A 16,409-nucleotide genomic window follows, 5' to 3' on the forward strand; every position below is an offset into this window, starting at 1 on the left:
TTGCCTTTTCGAAGCTACTAACTGGCAGGAAGCGACCAAGGACAACAGTCACATGCCCGTACCCCTCGCAGAACTCGGCCCGGCGCCCGCGCGGCACGTCGTCGACGTCGCGCACCCACAGACCGACGCCGGCCCCGGCGTCGCGGTACGGCAACCCCGAACCGCCGCCGCCCCGGCGCGCCGGCCGATCGGCCGCTCCCGCGCCCTCGGGGCACTGCGGGAACTGCTCCTCGTCGCCGCGCTCTGGGCCGCGTACAGCCTGGGCCGACTGGTCGCCGACGGCCACGTACCCACCGCGATGGCCAACGCCCACCGGGTCTGGGACCTGGAACGGGCCCTGCACCTGCCGAACGAGGCGAGCCTGCAACACCTGCTGGCGCAGAGCGAGACGCTGTTGCGCACGGCGAACAGCTACTACGCGTACGTGCACTTCCCGGCCACCGTGGCCTTCCTGGTCTGGCTGTACCTGCGCCGCCCCGACCACTACCGCCGGGCCCGCAACACCCTCGCCGTCCTCACCGGCGCGGCCCTGGTCGTCCACCTGATCTTCCCGCTCGCCCCACCGAGGATGCTCGCCGACACCGGCCTGATCGACACCGCCGCCCGGTACGGCCCGTCGGTCTACGGCTCGCCCACCGCCGACGACCTCACCAACCAGTACGCCGCCATGCCCTCGCTGCACGTCGGCTGGGCGCTGCTGGTCGCCGCCGGAATCGTCGCCGCGACCCGCAGCCGCTGGCGGTGGCTCTGGCTGATCCATCCGGCGCTCACCCTCACCGTGGTGGTCGCCACCGCCAACCACTACTGGCTCGACGGCATCGTCGCCGCCACGATCCTGGCCCTCATCCCGTTCCTGCTGCCCGCACTGCGCCCCACCCCGGTCAGCCGGGACACCGGGGACCGGGGCGGCGGCAACCACCGTGGTCCCGCCGGCCGGCTCGGGTCGGGCGCGGTCGGCCGGCGGGGCCGCGACCGGCTCCGGCGTCGAGGCGCGGCCGGGCCGCACCCCGTACGGCACCGGGCCCGGATCGGTCGACCGACCGCCCGCCACCGGGGCCACCCCGGCGGCAACCGGACCCTGCGGCGGATCGGTGTCGCCCTGGCCGGCGGCGCGGTGATCCTGGCCGGACTCGCGATGCTGGTGCTGCCCGGCCCCGGCTGGCTGACCATCTTCGCCGGCCTGTCGCTGCTCGGCCGGGAGTTCCCCTGGGCCCGAAGACTGGCCGACCGGCCCCGGCGCGGCCTGGTCCGGCTGCGCGACCGGATCCGCCGGTCACGGCGGGCAGGCGGCGAAACCGGTGCGCTCGCCGTGACAACCGCCCAGACGAAGGAACCGTAGACCATGCCCAGCATCAGCAGCCGCCTCCTGACCGTCTCGCTGACCCTGGCCGGCGTGAAGCGCTGGCAGTTCGCCCCGAAACGCTTCATCGGCGCCTCGGCCCCACCCAGGGACCCGAACGGACACCGGCCACCGATCCTGCGCCACGCCACCGTGCACCGCCACGACATCGAGGACTGGCCGACGTACGTGGTCACCCCGGCCTCCGGCGGATCCGCCGGGCAGATCCTCTACCTGCACGGCGGCGCGTACGCGACCGAGATCACCGTCGGGCACTGGAACCTCGTCGCCCGCCTGGCCGAGCGGACCGACCGCACCGTGACCGTGCCGATCTACCCCCTGACCCCGGAGTACGGCCACCGGGACGTGTTCCCGACCCTGCACCGCCTCTACCGGCGGGTCGCCGCGCCCGGTAGCGCGGACCGGCTCGCGGTGATCGGCGACTCGGCCGGTGCCGGAATGGCGCTGGCCCTGGTCCAGTCGTTGCCGGCGGACGATCCCCGTCCCGGTGACCTGGTCCTGCTCTCACCCTGGCTCGACGCGACCATGACCAACCCGGACATCTCCGCGATCGCGCCGCGCGACCCGCTGCTCAAGCCCGCCCACCTGCGATCCCTGGGGCACCTGTACGCCCTGCCGGACCTGCCCTCGGTGGCCGAGGTCAGCCCGATCAACGGCCCGCTGCGCGACCTCGGTCGGGTGACCCTGTTCACCGGCACCCGCGACGTGCTCAACCCCGACGCCCGTCGGCTGCGACAACTCGCCGCCGACCAGGGCACCGAGATCGTCCTGCACGAGTACCCGGGCATGCTGCACGACTGGGTGCTCACCCCGATACCCGAGGCCAGACGGGCCATCGCCCAGATCGCCGAGACACTCGGGCCGGTCCGGCCGGTCGACTCCCCGCCGCCCCGGCTCGAACTGCGGCCGTGACCGGCGGGGGCGGCCGGGCTACTGGTCGCGGCTGCCCTCGCGGTCCCGGCGTACGGTCGCCTTGCGGCCCTTGATGGTGGTGCCGCGCAGCCGGCTGATCACCTCGTCGGCCGCCGCCTGCGGCACCTCGACCAGCGAGAACCGGTCGGCGATCTCGATCGACCCGATCTCCCGGCCGTTCACCCCGGTCTCCCCGGTGATCGCCCCGACCAGGTCCTGCGGCCGGATCCCGGACCGCCGCCCCACCCCGATGAACAGGCAGGTCATGTTGCCCTGGCGGGCCCGGCCGGCCCGGTGACCGTCCCGGCCGCCGCGGCCGTCCCGACTGTCCCGGGGACCCCGACCGTCCCGGTCGCCCCTGAGCGTGACCTGCGGGATCTCCTCGTCGTCGACCGGCACCCCGGACGCCTCGTGGGCCAGCTTCACCGCCGCCAGCGCCACCTCCATCACGTCGAACTCGTCGGTCAGCGTCTCCACGATCACCCGGAACTGCTCCAGGTCGTCCTCCAGCAGGCTCTCCTGTAGCGCCGCCCGGGTCAGCTCCAACCGTCGGGTACGCATGTCCGCGACCGTCGGCACCCGGTCGATCGAGATCCGCTGGCCGGTGACCCGCTCGATGGTCTTGAGCATCCGGTGCTCGCGCGGCTCCGCGAGAGTGATCGCCACCCCCTGCCGGCCGGCCCGGCCGACCCGCCCGATCCGGTGCACGTACGACTCCGGCGCCGACGGCACGTCGTAGTTGAACACGTGGGTCAGCTGCTCGATGTCCAGGCCCCGGGCGGCGACGTCGGTGGCGACCAGCAGGTCGGCGGTGCCGGTGCGCAGCCGCCCCATCACCCGGTCGCGCTGCTCCTGACTCATCCCGCCGTGCAGCGCCTCGGCCCGGTAACCGCGCCCGTTCATCGTCTCGGTGAGCCGGTCGACCTCCTCCCGGCTGCGGCAGAAGACGATCGCGGCGGTCGGCGACTCGGCGTCCAGCACCCGTCCCAGGGCTGCCGGCTTGTGCGCCCGCGCCACCACGTACGCGGTCTGCCGGACCAGCGGTGCGGTGCCGGTCGGGGTCGCCGCCCGGCCGATCTCGATCCGTACCGGGGTGCGCAGGTGCTGGCGGGCCATGCCGTCGATCCGGGACGGCATGGTGGCCGAGAAGAGCACCGTCTGCCGCTGCTCCGGGGTCTGCGCCAGGATCGCCTCGATGTCCTCGGCGAAGCCCATGTCGAGCATCTCGTCGGCCTCGTCGAGCACCACGGTGGCGAGCTGTCCGAGCCGCAGCGTGCCCCGCGCGATGTGGTCCAGCGCCCGGCCCGGCGTGGCGACGACCACGTCCACCCCGCCGTCGAGCACCCGCAACTGCCGGCCGATCGGCTGCCCGCCGTAGATCGGCAGCACCCGTACGCCGAGGTCCCGGCCGTAGCGGTGGACCGCCTCGGAGACCTGTACGGCCAGCTCTCGGGTGGGTACCAGGACCAGCGCCACCGGGTCGCCGGAGCGGCGGTCGGTCGGCATCCGGTTCAGCAGCGGAAGCGCGAACGCCGCCGTCTTCCCGGTCCCGGTGGCCGCCTGCCCGAGCAGGTCGCGCCCGGCCAGCAGGGGCGGGATCGTCTCCCGCTGGATCGCGGTCGGTTCCTCGTAGCCGAGGGCGCTCAGCGCGCCGAGCAGCTCGGCCCGCAACCCGAGGTCGGCGAAGGTGCCGGCCCCGTCGTCGTCGCCGAAACTGTCGACGGGGTTTGCCGGGTCGGGCTGTACGCTTTCGGAACTCATACCCACAAGCTTTTCATTACCCCTCTCGGCGTGTTTCGAGTACCGGTGTACCTGGCCGGCGCGGGGCTGTGCTTACCGCTGCCGGGTGGGCCCGGCGAACCGGGTGGCGGGGGTGTGATCCCGGCCCTCGCCGAGGCCGGGGTGCCCGGATCGCCGTCGGAGCCGGGCACACCGCGCTGATTGTCAGCTACCGGGCTGGGGGAAGGCGACCGGACTGCGGTGACCGTCCCGGTCCACCGCCCGGATACCGAAGAAGACGTTGTCCTTGGACAGGTCGATGGTCACCGTGGTCACGTCGCCGACCGCGATCACGTGGGTCCATTCCGGTTCGGTCGTCTCCCGCCAGAGCACCTCGTAGCCGGCCAGGTCCGGCTCGGTGCCGCGCTCCCAGCGCAGCTCGGTGTCGTTGGTCAGGTTCGTGGTCACGATGGTGGCCCGCTTCGGCGTACCGGGCGCCTGGGCCAGGGACCAGAGCACCGCGCCGTTCACCCGCGCCACCCGGGTGATGTAACCGAAGTCGCAGAACTCCGGCAGGTCACCGAACTGCTTGCCGTCCACCACTCGGACGTCCTGGTGCTGGTGGGCGAAGTCCTCGTTCGGCTCGGTGAACCGGCCCGCCGGCCAGCCCTCGCGGAGGAACGCGATGTGGTCGCTGCCGCGTAGGTAGCGGTCCCGGCGGTAGATCACCCGGATGCTCATCCCGGTGGTGCCGTTGTCCGCCACGTCGCTGACGAACCGGGCGAGCTGCCGCGACGGCGAGTCGTTCTCCCCACCCACCGACTGGCGGGTGCTCGCCTGTCCCGGTGTCTCCGAGGTCGGCACCCCCTCGGCGAACAGGCGTACCGACTTCGGGTCGCGGGTGCCGTCGTCGGCCCGGCTGCTGCCGACGATGTCGTTGCTGAACATGCCCTGGATGTCGGTCCCGGCCGCCTTGTACTGCTGGGCCAGGTAGGTCGACCCGTACAGGTTCTGTTCCTCACCGGCGACGGCGGCGAACACCACGGTCGCCTCGATCGGCCGGGTCGACATCACCCGGGCCAGTTCCATCAGCACCGCCACCCCGGAGGCGTCGTCGTCCGCGCCGGGGGAGTCGCTGGTGAAGTCCATGACGTCGGAGCACCGCGAGTCGTAGTGACCGGTGATCACGTACACCCGGTTCGGGGAGGTGGTGCCGCGCAGGGTGGCGACCACGTTGGTGATCCGGGTCGGCACCGGGATCCGGGACGCCGGCTGCTGGATGTACGACTGCATCTCGACCGTCAGGCGGCCACCGGAGCCGGCGACGTAGCTCTGCAACTGCTGGTGGATCCAGTCCCGGGCGGCGCCGATGCCCCGCTCCGGATCATCCTGGCTGGACAGCGTGTGCCGGGTGCCGAAGGCGGCCAGCCGTCGCACGGTCGCCTCGATCCGCCGCTGGTCGATCTCGTCCAGCAGCCGGCGCAGTTCCCGGTCGGGAGCCTGCGGGCGGGTCGGCCGGCCGGGGCCGTCGGTGCCGTGACCGGTGGCCGAGGCGGGCTCCGCGACCAGCGGCACCGCGACCGCGGCGGCCGCGGTCACGGTGGCGGCGGAGAGGAGGGTCCGGCGGGTCGGCTTCGTGGGCAGTGGGCCGCGGTACTCGTCAGATGACATGAGATCATCGTCATCAATCGACGTGATCAGTGTCAATGCCCTTGATCGCGGTGGGCGGGGCGTCCGAACCGGCCCCGTGGCCGAGGTTTGTCCCGCTTGTGCCCGGGAACGGCAGCGGACATGACCACACCGCGTGTCGTGATCGTCGGGGCCGGGTTCGCCGGGTACCACGCGGCGAAACGGCTCTCCCGGCTCTCCCGTGGCCGGGCCGACATCACCTTGATCAACTCGACCGACTACTTCCTGTACCTGCCCCTGCTGCCCGAGGTCGCGGCCGGCGTGCTGGAACCGACCCGGATCACCGTCCCGCTGACCGGCACGCTGCCCGGCGTACGGGTGGTCGTCGGCGAGGTGGACCGGGTCGACCTGCGCGGCCGGCGGGTCGGCTTCACCCCGCCCGAGGGCGACCACCGGGAGCTGCCCTACGACCGGCTCGTCCTCTCCGTCGGGAGCGTCAACAAGCTGCTGCCCATTCCGGGCGTGACCGAGCACGCGCACGGCTTCCGGGGCATGCCCGAGGCGGTGTTCCTGCACGACCACGTGGTCCGCCAGATCGAGCTCGCCGACGCCACCGACGACACCCGGGAGCGGGTCGCCCGCAGCACGTTCGTGGTGGTGGGTGCCGGCTACACCGGTACCGAGGTCGCCGCGCACGGACAGCTGTTCACCGACCGGCTCACCGCCCAGCGCCCCGGGTTCGACGTCCGCCCCCGGTGGATGCTGCTCGACGTCGCCGACCGGGTGCTGCCCGAACTGGCCGAGCGGATGTCGGTGACCGCGCAGCGGGTGCTCGACAGGCGGGGGGTCGACGTACGGATGGGCACCTCGGTCAAGGAGGCGACCGCGGACGGGGTACGGCTCAGCGACGGCGAGTACGTACCGACCCGTTCGCTGATCTGGTGCGTCGGCGTACGCCCGGATCCGCTCGTCGCCGACCTCGGGCTCGGCACCGAACGGGGCCGGCTGACCGTGGACGAGTTTCTCGGCGTACCCGGCTTCCCCGAGGTGTACGCCTGCGGCGACGCCGCCGCCGTGCCGGACCTGACCCGCCCCGGCCAGGTCACCCCGATGACCGCCCAGCACGCCGAACGGCAGGGCAAACTCGTCGCGCACAACATCGCCGCCTCGTACGGGCGGGGCCGACGGCGGGCGTACCGGCACCACGACCTGGGTTTCGTGGTGGACCTCGGGGGCCGGGACGCGGCCGCGAACCCGTTGCAGGTGCCGCTGTCCGGGCTGGTGGCCAAGGCGGTCACCCGGGGCTACCACCTGCTGGCGCTGCCGAGCAACCGGGCTCGGGTCGGGGTGGACTGGCTGCTCGACGCGATCCTGTCCCGCCCGGCGGTGCAACTCGGCCTGGTCCCGGCCAACGCCGTGCCGTTGGAGAGCGCCTCACCGGAACTGCCGACCCGGACCGGAAGCCGCTGACCGGGCCGGCTCAGACCGGGCCGGCCGCCCGGTTCGGGGTCGGGTCTGCGGTGTCGGTCAGCGGGCGGGCGTCGGCGACGAACCGGTCCAGTGTCGGGCCGTGCAGCACCCCGCCCGGTACCGGGTCCCGCGCGGCGCGGCTGCGCAGCCGGGCCACCGGCAGCCGGTCCGGTTGACGGGCGGCGGCGAGCACCACGTTTCCGTACCGTCGGCCGCGCAGCATCGCCCGGCTGGCGATGACCGCGACCTCGGCGAACTCGGCCCGCAGGGTCGCCGCCTGGACGCGGGAGAACGCCAGCAGCGGCAGGTCGGTCAGGTTCACCAGGTAGATCCCGTCCGGGCGGAGCACCCGGGCGGCCCGCGCCGCGAACTCGACACTGGCCACGTGCGCGGGCATCTGCGCGGCCTGGTAGACGTCGGTGAGCACCAGGTCGAACCAACCGTCGGGTTCGGCCTCCAGGCCGGCGCGGGCGTCGGCCACCCGTACCCGTAGGTCACCGGCGGGCGGCGGCAGCTCGCGCCGGACCAGCTCGACCAGGGCGGCGTCGCGTTCCACCACCACCTGGACCGAGTCCGGCCGGGTCGCCGCGACGTAACGCGGCAGGGTGAGCCCGCCGCCACCGAGGTGCAGCACCCGCAGCGGGGCACCGCCGGTCGCCGCCGCGTCGATGACCGAGGCCATCCGGCGTACGTAGTCGAAGTGCAGGTACGTCGGGTCGACCAGGTCGACGTAGGACTGCGGTACGCCGTCGACGAGCAGGATGCGGCCGTTCGGCCGAACCCGGTCGACCAGGAGTTCCGTCGTCGCCCGGTCCCCGGCCGGTGCGCGCGGTTCGGTCGTCACCGCGCCACGCTAACCGTCGCCGCCGTGGCCCTCGCCGGCGACGTCGATCTTTCCCTCGGACGGTGGGTTATCGGCAGGTTTCGAAATAGTTAGGAATCCATGACGGTCACCCCTTGATATCGATGCACATCGCATGGTTGGTTGGTCGGACCAACAGACGAATCAGGGGTCGCGATGTCCACTGCACCGCGCTCCGGTCAGGGCCGACCGGCGCACGCGCCCAGCGACCAACTGTCGCTGCGCCGCGCCAACCTGTCCCGGACGCTCGGACATCTGCGGATCCACGGCCCCCGCTCGCGTGCCGCCATCGCGGCCGGCACCGGCCTGCACAAGGCGACCGTGTCCAGCCTGGTCGACGAACTGCTGGCCCGGCGACTGGTCCGGGAGACCGGGCTGGAGTACTCCGGCACCGCCGGTCGACCGGGGCGGGCGGTCGCCCTCGACGGCGCCGGTGTCGGCGCCCTCGGGATCGCGGTCAACGTGGACTACCTCGGCGTACACGGCACCGACCTGGCCGGTCGGGTGCTGGTCGAGCGGCGGATCCCGTTCGACGCCACCCGGGGCGGCCCCGACCACTGCGTCACCGCGATCACCGAGGTCGTGCGGGACGCGCTGGACGACCTCGAACGGCTCGGAGCCAGTCCGGTCGGCGTCACCGTGGCGGTACCGGGGCTGGTCGACGTCGCGCGCGGCACGGTGGTGCTCGCACCCAACCTCGGCTGGCACGACCTCCCGCTCGCCGCCCGGCTGATCGCCGCCCTCCCACCCGGCCTGCGGGTGGTCGTCGACAACGACGCCAACCTCGCCGCGCTGGCCGAACACACCTACGGCGTGGCGGCCGGCAGCCGCGACCTGGTCTACCTGACCGGCGAGGTGGGCGTGGGCGGCGGCGTGATCTCAGACGGTCGGCTGTTGCGCGGCAACGACGGCTTCTCCGGCGAGGTCGGTCACCTGCCGGTCGACCCGGCCGGTCGCCGCTGCGGCTGCGGCCGGATCGGCTGCTGGGAGACGAAGGTCGGACTCGCCGAGCTGGTCCGCGCGATCACCCCCGACCGGGCGTACGGCCTGGATCCCGGCCCGCTGCGGATCCCCGAGGAACGGGTGGCCGAACTGCACCGGCGGCTGGCCGCCGGCGACCCGGTCGCGCTGGCCGCGGTGGTCGAGGTCGGTCGCTGGCTCGGCCTCGGCGGCGCGATCCTGGTCAACCTGGTCAACCCGCGGGTGCTCGTGCTCGGCGGGTACTTCGCCACGCTGGCCGACTGGCTGATCCCGGCCGCCCGCGCCGAACTCGACCGCCTGGCCGTGGCCGGACCGGCCGCACACTGCCGGTTCGTCGCCTCCGACCTCGGCTTCACCGCCCCCGCACGCGGCGCGGCCGGGGTGGTCGTCGACCGGGTGATTGCCGACCCGACCTCGGTGGGTAAACCCCGTACCGGCGTGGGCCGGGAAACACCCGCAGCAACTCCCTAGTCCGCACCACAGGCCCACCCCCGACGACCACCGCCGGCGGCCATCGGCAGCCGACCGGCCCGACCCCCACCACCCGCGATCCGGCGGTCAGCGCGGCGGCGCGCGCCCCGCCCGGTCGTACCCCACCCGGTCACCAACGTCCAGATCAGAAAGGCCGACCATGAAACTCCCGATCCGTCGCGCGCTGGCGGTCGCCGCCTCCGGCGTGCTGCTCGCCGGTACGGCGGTCGCCGCGACCGCCGGCCCCGCCCAGGCCGCCGACCCGGCGTACCAGGTTCTCGTCTTCTCCAAGACGGCCGGATTCCGGCACGACGCCATCCCCGTCGGCATCCAGGCGATCCGCGATCTCGGCGCGGCGAACAACTTCACCGTCACCGCCACCGAGGACGCCACCCAGTTCACCACGACCAACCTGGCTCGGTTCCGTACCGTGGTCTTCCTCAACACCACCGGTGACGTGCTCAACGGCACCCAGCAGACCGCCTTCGAGTCGTACGTCAACGGCGGCGGCGGTTACGTCGGCGTGCACTCGGCCGCCGACACCGAGTACGACTGGCCGTACTACGGCCAACTGGTCGGCGCCTGGTTCGCCTCCCACCCGGCGATCCAGCAGGCGAACGTGAACGTGGAGGACCGCACCCACGCCGCGACCGCGCACCTACCGGCGACCTGGACCCGCACCGACGAGTGGTACAACTACCGCGCCAACCCGCGCGCCCAGGTGAAGGTCCTGGCCAGCCTGATCGAGTCCAGCTACTCCGGCGGCAGCATGGGCGACCACCCGATCGCCTGGTGCCACCCGCAGGCGAGCGGACGCTCGTTCTACACCGGCTTCGGGCACACCCAGGCCTCGTACGCCGACGCCGCGTTCCGCGCGCACCTGCTCGGCGGCATCCGGTACGCGGCCGGCTGGGCCCCGGCCGCCTGCACACCCGGTGGCGGCGGTGGCGGCGGTTCGGTCACCGTTGAGGCGGAGGCGTTCACCTCGCAGTCCGGCGTGCAGCGGGTCGGCAAGGGCTCGGCCAGCGGTGGCGCGACCGTCGGCTACATCGAGAACGGCGACTGGACCGGTTACGCCTCGGTGAGCACCGCCGGACGTACCGGCTTCTCGGCCCGGGTCTCCTCGGCCGGTGCCGGCGGCACCCTCGAGGTCCGGTCCGGTTCGGCCACCGGAACCCTGCTCGGCTCGGTGGCGGTGCCGAACACCGGCGGCTGGGAAACCTTCCGTACCGTCACCACCACCCTGACCGGGTCGGCCACCGGGCCGCTGTTCCTGCGGTTCACCGGCGGTTCCGGCTCCCTGTTCGACGTCGACACGGTGACCCTCACCGGCGGTAGCTGACGGATCCGGCGTCGGTCGGGCGGGTGCGCACGCCCACCGACCGGCGCCGGCCGGGTCAACTCAGCCCGGCGCCAGCCTCGTCGATCGCGTCGTCCACCTGCCGGGCGAGGTCGACGTCGAGCGCCGTCACCGCACCCACCCGCGAGGTACGGACCACGATCACCGCGGTGGTGGGGCTCTCCCGCCCGATGCGCGGACCCCGACCGTTGCGCGGTCGCAGTGCCGCCAGCCGCCCCAGCACCCGATCGAGGTTCTCCGGCGGAAGTTCGATGGTCCGGGTCAGCGACCGCTGGTCGCCGGACCAGTAGGGCAGGTCCGCGAGGGCGGCGCTCAGCTCGTCGTCGGTGAGCGGGGCGGTGCGCCCGTGCGGGCTGACCACGCCACCCCCGGCCGGCGGTGGTCCGAGGAGGTCGCGCAGGTCGATCGGCAGGTCCAGCGACTCGACCAACTCGCGGTCCCGGTCGGCCAACGCGCTCAACGTCGCCTGGGCCTGGTAACGCGCCTGCTCAGGGGTCCGGCGGCTGATCCGGGCGACCTCGGCCAGGAAGCCACCCAGATCCCGGCGGCGCGCGGCGGTGCCCGACAGGCCGTTGTGCAACTCGTTCGGCACCGCGGCCAGCAACCGTTCCCGGTCGGCGTCACCCAGCGCCTCGGCGAGTGCCAGCACGGTTGCCTCCGCCGCACTGCGGGCCTGCTCGAAGTCGACCCCCGCGCGACGCCCCACATCGGTCACCAGGTCCCGGTACTGCATCACGGCGACCTCCGGCGAACCGGTCGGACTCTCCGGGTCCGGCAGTGGCCAGGCCGGCGGGGCTGCCGTGGGCACCGAAGCCGGTTCGAGCCCGGCCCGGTCCGCGGCCGGCTTACGGGGACCGGCCTCCGGCGGACCGTCGCGGCGGGCCTGGTCGAGGCTTTCGAGCTGCTTCGACGAGCCGAGCGTGAATCCGGCCCCGCTGGGCCGTTGCCCGCGCTGGCGTGCCTGTCGGGCGAGCGCGCGGCGTCGCTGGTTATCGCCCTCCATCTGCTTTCCGCTCATGTCCTGCGCCTTCCCGCCGTACCGAGGGCCGAAACGGAGCGTCGGCACGGGGCGGTCGCCGGTGCGTCGGGGTCATGCCGGCGGGGTGAGGGAGCTTCACCCGCCCCGCCCACACGATCGAGTTGGAACGCCAGACTTCCGAATTGCTCGCGGAAGGAAGGTCGTCATGAAGCGGATCATCGAGATCGTCCCCGCCCGTCCCGGATGGTATTCGCGCTGGCGTCTCGCCCCGGATGCCACGCGTTCGTACCCGGTCACGGTCTGGGCGCTGGTGGAGGATGCCGACGGGGCGGGCCGAGAGGTGATCGGTGTCGACTCCGTGGGGCAGTGGCCGGGTGCGGACGACAACGAACCCGGTGCCGACTTCGTCCGATATCTCTTCCAACCGCCGGACACCGGCCAACCCGACGACGCCGACCGCCCCCGCACCACCTCCGGCAGCGGCGTCCCCGCCACCCTCCTCCACCCCACCCCCTGACACCCACCCCACCCGGTCGTGGCCGCCTGTTGTAGAGAAAGAGTGGCTATTCCGGCTCGGATACCCACTCTTTCTCTACATGTGCCGAGGGGGTGGGAAGGCGAGGTCGAGGTCGTGTAGGTCGTCGGGGGTGAGGGTGAGGTGGGCGGCGGCGCGGTTTTCGCGTACGCGGTCGGGCGTGCTCGCCCGGGCAACGGTGCAGAGCATGTCCTGGCGCAACAGCCAGGCCAGGCCGATCTGGGCCGGGGTGGCCCCGTGGCGGCCGGCGACCCGCGCGAGTGCCGGATGACCGAGCATCCCGCCCCGCTCGAACGGCGCGTACGCCATCACCGGTACGCCCGCCTCGCGGCAGAGTGGGAGCAGGTCCGCCTCGATCCCGCGCCGGCCGAGGGCGTAGGCCACCTGGTTCGTCTCGACCGCCGTACCGCCCGCGATGGAGGTCAGCTCGACCAGGTCCGGCAGGTCGAAGTCGCTGACCCCCCAGTGCCGGATCAGGCCCTGGGTCATCAGCATGGTGAGGGCCGCCACCGTCTCGTCGAGCGGGCCCGCCTCCCGCCCGTGCAGCAGGTACAGGTCGATCCGGTCGGTCTCCAGCCGGCGCAGGCTCTGCTCGCAGGCGGTGAGGGTGTCGTTGCGGTCGTCGGACGGGGTCACCTTGCTGATCAGGAAGACCTCGTCCCGGCGGTTGCCGATCGCCTCGGCGACGAGTTCCTCGGTGCCGCCGTCGGCGTGGATCCCGGCGGCGTCGATCACCGTCAGGCCGAGATCGACACCGGTACGCAGTGCCTCGATCTCCTCGCCGCGCCGGTTCGGGTCCTCGGCCATTCCCCCGGTGCCCTGCCCGAGGGCCACGATCTCCTCGCCGGACGGGAGGGTGATCGTCGGGACTGCCTTGTCGGGCACTGGCGTTCTCCTCCTGATCGGAGCCGGACCTGCCACCCGTGGGGCGTTCCCGCGCACCGGGGACCAAAACCGGGTACGGGGGACGGCGGCATTCGTCCGTTCGACGCGTACCCTGTGGGTAAGGTATTCGTCCGGTGCTCCACCGGCGTCCCATTCGCACCTGTCAGATTTCCCTCCCCGCCCAGCCCGAGGCAGGTACGTATGCACGCCGACACATCGGTTCCGGTCCGCATCCTCGTCGTCGACGACGATCCCGGCGACGTCCTCATGATCGAGGAGGCGCTCGGTGACTCCGATGTGCACAAGGCGATCGACGTGGTCAGCGATGGCCAGGAGGCGATGGAGTTCCTGCGCCGGCAGGGGCGGCACGTCACGGCGGCCCGCCCCGACGTGATCCTGCTGGACCTGAACATGCCGCGGATGGACGGCCGCCAGGTGCTCAGCGCGGTCAAGGGCGACGACGACCTGCGGACGATCCCGGTGGTGGTGCTGACCACCTCGAACGCGGACACCGACATCATCGGCAGCTACACCCTGCAGGCGAACGCGTACGTGGCCAAGCCGATCGACCTGGACGAGTTCAACGACGCGGTGCGCCGGATCGACCAGTTCTTCGGCCGGGTCGCGGTTCTGCCCCGTCGGCACTGACCCGACCGGTTCGGCACCGCGGCGACGGCGTGGGTCGATCTGTTCCGGAGGTTTCGGGCCGGTCATTGTGGCAGGTCGGGCCGTTCGTGGCGGCGGTGACGGAGTCTTGCCGGCGACGCCGGTCGGATGATGAATAATTTTGTGGTTTTGCCCCGACGGGTCGCCCCGCTGGCGAGGATTCAGGTGGGAAGGAAGACACGCTGCCTGGGGGGCAAAGCATGGATTTCTCCATCGCGAAGATGGGCTATGACCAGGATCAGGTTGACTCGTGCCTGGCCGACCTGAGTGAGCGGTTGGCCCGGTTGGCCGCGCCGGCCGACGTCGCCGCCGGTCCCGGCGACGAGCTGATCCGGGTACGGCAGGAAGCAGCCCGGTTGCACGGCATGCTGACCGGGGGATCGGCGGGTGATCGTGGCCCGGCGCGGATGCGCGAACTGCTCGCCGTGGCGGAGCAGGAGGCGGCGCAGCTCCTGGCGCGGGCGCGCGGCGAGTTGACCGCGGCGCAGGAGGAGGCCCGTCAGCTTCGTGACCAGGTGTACGCCGAGGCGGTGCAGGCTCGCCGCGAGTTCGAGGCGGCGCTGCACGCCCGACGTCTGCGCGAGCAGCAGGTGGATCACATCCTGCGGGAGGTGACCGTGGTCAACGCCCCGGCGGATGGTGACGTGACCGTGGCCGACGCCCCGCTCGACGGTCAGGAGACCGGGTCGCCCGCCACCGCCGTACCGGCCACCAGGGCGATGGTGGCCGAGGAGCGGCCGGAGTCCGCGCCGCCGCCGGCCGAGACGCTGAACCGGGCCCAGGTGTGAACCACCGCGCGGGGCGGGTGGTTCCGGCGCCGGTGGCGCCGCCGGTGTTCAGACCAGCGCGCCGACGATCGTGGTGGCCCGCTCCTCGTGCTGGGCGTACGCGTCGGGGAACGCGGAGACCTGGACCGCCTGGGCCGCACCGCTGATGCTCATCTGCTGCCAACCGGGGATCTGCGACAGCGCCTCGAAGAACGCCTGTGCCGCGTACGCCGGACGCATCAGGTCGGCGACGGCACCCCACCCGCTGCTGGTGCGCTGCTGGAACAGGCCGACCGAGTCGTAGTCGTACCCGACGCCCTGGTTGGGGTAGTCCAGCGACTCCGGCAGTGCTGGGTTGGCCAGGTTGTACAGGTTGCTCTCCTGCATCGCGGTGGCGATGGCGACGATCAGGCCCTGGCGGGGGATGCCGAGCCTGATCCCGACCTTGACGATGGCCGCGGCGTTGTCCATCTGTGCCTGGTCGAGTCCGGCGACCGGCTTCGGCTTGGCCGGCTTGGTCGGTTTCGGTTTCGGCTTCGGGGGCTTGGGCGGTGCCTTGCTCGTGACCACGGCGCTGGGTGTCGGTGTGGCGACGGTCGGGGTGGGGGTGACGGCGACCCGCTCGGCTCGGCTCGCCGCCTGTTTCTCGGCCAGCGCGTCGCGGTCGGCCAGTGCGGCGGTGTCGACCAGCGCCGCGTGCAGGGGCTGCGTCGGGGTGGTGGCCGCGCGTGATTCGGTGAACGCGACGAATCCGAGGCAGCAGGTGATTCCGGTGACCAGGCTCAGCCGCACCGGGGTCGAGGTGAGCATGCTCCGGATCCTCGACGGGGGCGTCGCCGGTGCCCGGCCGATGGACCTCCGCAGCGGGTTCCGTCGGGCGGGGGACCGGTGCCGGCCTGTTGTCTGATTGTCCGATGGCGGCTCGGCCGAACGGATGGGTCCGGGGTTGCTGGTCGACTCGGGCTTCATCTCGTCGTTGGGATGCACCCGCCGAGGCTAGGTAATGCCGGTGCCCCGTGGGCCGTGCCCTGCCGTGGCGTACGCCACAGTTTTGCCTGGTCAGCCGGTCATCGGACCGCAGCCGAGGCAGGCCGGGCGCGAATGCCGCAAGACCGGCATATCCGTCGTGTCCGATCTGGTGATGCGACCGGACGCACCCGTGGACCACCGTCGGGGCGACGAGCCCCGGTGTCGCCGGGTCACCCGATCGGTGGAGGTGTGTAGGCCGTCCGGACCTGCCGCACCGACTCGAACGGGTGACGCAGGCCGCGCCCGGGGCCACCCGGGTCGGGCCCGGTACACGGTCAACCGGCGCCGCCCCCGGCCGCCACGAGGCCGCCGGCCGGCGAGCGCTCCGGCCGTGACCGGCGGATCGGCGTACGCAGTGCGCTGGTGACCACCACGAGGCAACCGCCGCCGGTCAACAGGAGCACCCACGCCGTGCCCCAGCGGGCCGTCGCCGCCGTGAGCAGCGCCGCGCCGAGCGGGCCGGCGGCGTAACTGGCGAAGAGCCGGCCGTTCGCCTGGGTGATCCGGGCCGGCGGCACCAGGCTCGGCACCGCGCTGACGTACCCGACCTGGAAGACCATCGCCACCGCGCCGCCCAGCGGCATCACCACGTACAGCAGCCAGAGCTGGGGCGAGAACGCCCACACCAGCGGGATCAGTCCGTAGGGCAGTGCGCGTGCGGCATCGCACCAGATCAGCAACGTACGCCGGTCGACCCGGTCGACCAGCGTTCCGGCGCCCGATCCCGGCGAGGATCGACGCCGCCCCGGCCACACCGGTGAGCAACCCCATCCAGGTGACCGAG

Annotated in this window: 15 protein-coding genes; 8 read left to right on the forward strand and 7 right to left on the reverse strand. The window is 72.7% G+C overall.

What is annotated here, in order from left to right:
* The first annotated feature begins 52 nt into the window (after positions 1–52).
* The gene (locus tag ACZ6QQ_RS21710) at positions 53–1,339 is read left to right on the forward strand and encodes a phosphatase PAP2 family protein (protein ID WP_465878477.1); all 1,287 of its coding nucleotides are present in this window, start codon (positions 53–55) and stop codon (positions 1,337–1,339) included.
* Positions 1,340–1,342: 3 nt separating this feature from the next.
* Entirely contained in the window at positions 1,343–2,272 is a 930-nt protein-coding gene (locus ACZ6QQ_RS21715) for an alpha/beta hydrolase (protein ID WP_465878479.1), read from the forward strand.
* An 18-nt stretch (positions 2,273–2,290) separates the two neighbouring features.
* On the opposite strand, the gene ACZ6QQ_RS21720 is transcribed toward ACZ6QQ_RS21715, so the two are convergent.
* Both ACZ6QQ_RS21720 and ACZ6QQ_RS21725 read right to left on the reverse strand, forming a co-directional pair.
* Entirely contained in the window at positions 2,291–4,033 is a 1,743-nt protein-coding gene (locus ACZ6QQ_RS21720) for a DEAD/DEAH box helicase (RefSeq protein ID WP_465878481.1), read from the reverse strand.
* Positions 4,034–4,216: 183 nt separating this feature from the next.
* The gene (locus ACZ6QQ_RS21725; protein ID WP_465878484.1) at positions 4,217–5,662 is read right to left on the reverse strand and encodes a M28 family peptidase; all 1,446 of its coding nucleotides are present in this window, start codon (positions 5,660–5,662) and stop codon (positions 4,217–4,219) included.
* Positions 5,663–5,782: 120 nt separating this feature from the next.
* Here ACZ6QQ_RS21725 and ACZ6QQ_RS21730 point away from each other — a divergent pair, with 120 nt between their 5' ends.
* Positions 5,783–7,090: an NAD(P)/FAD-dependent oxidoreductase gene (locus ACZ6QQ_RS21730; RefSeq protein ID WP_465878486.1), complete on the forward strand. Its 1,308-nt coding sequence runs from the start codon at positions 5,783–5,785 to the stop codon at positions 7,088–7,090.
* A gap of 10 nt (positions 7,091–7,100) precedes the next feature.
* On the opposite strand, the gene ACZ6QQ_RS21735 is transcribed toward ACZ6QQ_RS21730, so the two are convergent.
* Complete coding sequence (locus ACZ6QQ_RS21735) at positions 7,101–7,934, reverse strand: spermidine synthase (protein WP_465878489.1); 834 nt, start codon at positions 7,932–7,934, stop codon at positions 7,101–7,103.
* 174 nt (positions 7,935–8,108) lie between these two features.
* Here ACZ6QQ_RS21735 and ACZ6QQ_RS21740 point away from each other — a divergent pair, with 174 nt between their 5' ends.
* Together ACZ6QQ_RS21740 and ACZ6QQ_RS21745 are read left to right on the forward strand one after the other, a co-directional pair.
* Positions 8,109–9,404 carry an ROK family protein gene (locus ACZ6QQ_RS21740; protein WP_465878494.1) on the forward strand — a complete coding sequence of 432 codons (1,296 nt, stop codon included), beginning with the start codon at positions 8,109–8,111 and terminating at the stop codon, positions 9,402–9,404.
* 160 nt (positions 9,405–9,564) lie between these two features.
* Positions 9,565–10,746 carry a ThuA domain-containing protein gene (locus tag ACZ6QQ_RS21745; protein ID WP_465878497.1) on the forward strand — a complete coding sequence of 394 codons (1,182 nt, stop codon included), beginning with the start codon at positions 9,565–9,567 and terminating at the stop codon, positions 10,744–10,746.
* Positions 10,747–10,801: 55 nt separating this feature from the next.
* Here the strand turns inward: ACZ6QQ_RS21745 and ACZ6QQ_RS21750 are convergent, their stop codons facing one another.
* Positions 10,802–11,782, reverse strand: a complete 981-nt coding sequence (locus tag ACZ6QQ_RS21750) for a DUF2267 domain-containing protein (protein ID WP_465878501.1) — start codon at positions 11,780–11,782, stop codon at positions 10,802–10,804.
* A gap of 166 nt (positions 11,783–11,948) precedes the next feature.
* Here ACZ6QQ_RS21750 and ACZ6QQ_RS21755 point away from each other — a divergent pair, with 166 nt between their 5' ends.
* Positions 11,949–12,260 carry a hypothetical protein gene (locus ACZ6QQ_RS21755; protein ID WP_465878504.1) on the forward strand — a complete coding sequence of 104 codons (312 nt, stop codon included), beginning with the start codon at positions 11,949–11,951 and terminating at the stop codon, positions 12,258–12,260.
* 75 nt (positions 12,261–12,335) lie between these two features.
* Here the strand turns inward: ACZ6QQ_RS21755 and ACZ6QQ_RS21760 are convergent, their stop codons facing one another.
* The gene (locus ACZ6QQ_RS21760) at positions 12,336–13,163 is read right to left on the reverse strand and encodes an aldo/keto reductase (protein WP_465878508.1); all 828 of its coding nucleotides are present in this window, start codon (positions 13,161–13,163) and stop codon (positions 12,336–12,338) included.
* Positions 13,164–13,364: 201 nt separating this feature from the next.
* On the opposite strand from ACZ6QQ_RS21760, the gene ACZ6QQ_RS21765 reads away from it, so the two are divergent.
* Together ACZ6QQ_RS21765 and ACZ6QQ_RS21770 are read left to right on the forward strand one after the other, a co-directional pair.
* Positions 13,365–13,811: a response regulator gene (locus tag ACZ6QQ_RS21765; RefSeq protein ID WP_465878511.1), complete on the forward strand. Its 447-nt coding sequence runs from the start codon at positions 13,365–13,367 to the stop codon at positions 13,809–13,811.
* Positions 13,812–14,029: 218 nt separating this feature from the next.
* Positions 14,030–14,617 (forward strand): ATPase, encoded by a 588-nt coding sequence (locus tag ACZ6QQ_RS21770; protein ID WP_465878514.1) that lies wholly within the window; start codon positions 14,030–14,032, stop codon positions 14,615–14,617.
* A gap of 48 nt (positions 14,618–14,665) precedes the next feature.
* On the opposite strand, the gene ACZ6QQ_RS21775 is transcribed toward ACZ6QQ_RS21770, so the two are convergent.
* Together ACZ6QQ_RS21775 and ACZ6QQ_RS21780 are read right to left on the reverse strand one after the other, a co-directional pair.
* On the reverse strand, positions 14,666–15,583 hold the full coding sequence (locus ACZ6QQ_RS21775; RefSeq protein WP_465878515.1) for a hypothetical protein: 918 nt from the start codon (positions 15,581–15,583) through the stop codon (positions 14,666–14,668).
* Positions 15,584–15,900: 317 nt separating this feature from the next.
* On the reverse strand, positions 15,901–16,380 hold the full coding sequence (locus ACZ6QQ_RS21780) for an MFS transporter (protein ID WP_465878516.1): 480 nt from the start codon (positions 16,378–16,380) through the stop codon (positions 15,901–15,903).
* Positions 16,381–16,409 lie beyond the last annotated feature (29 nt).

The sequence above is a fragment of the Micromonospora sp. NPDC049529 genome, assembly GCF_055586685.1.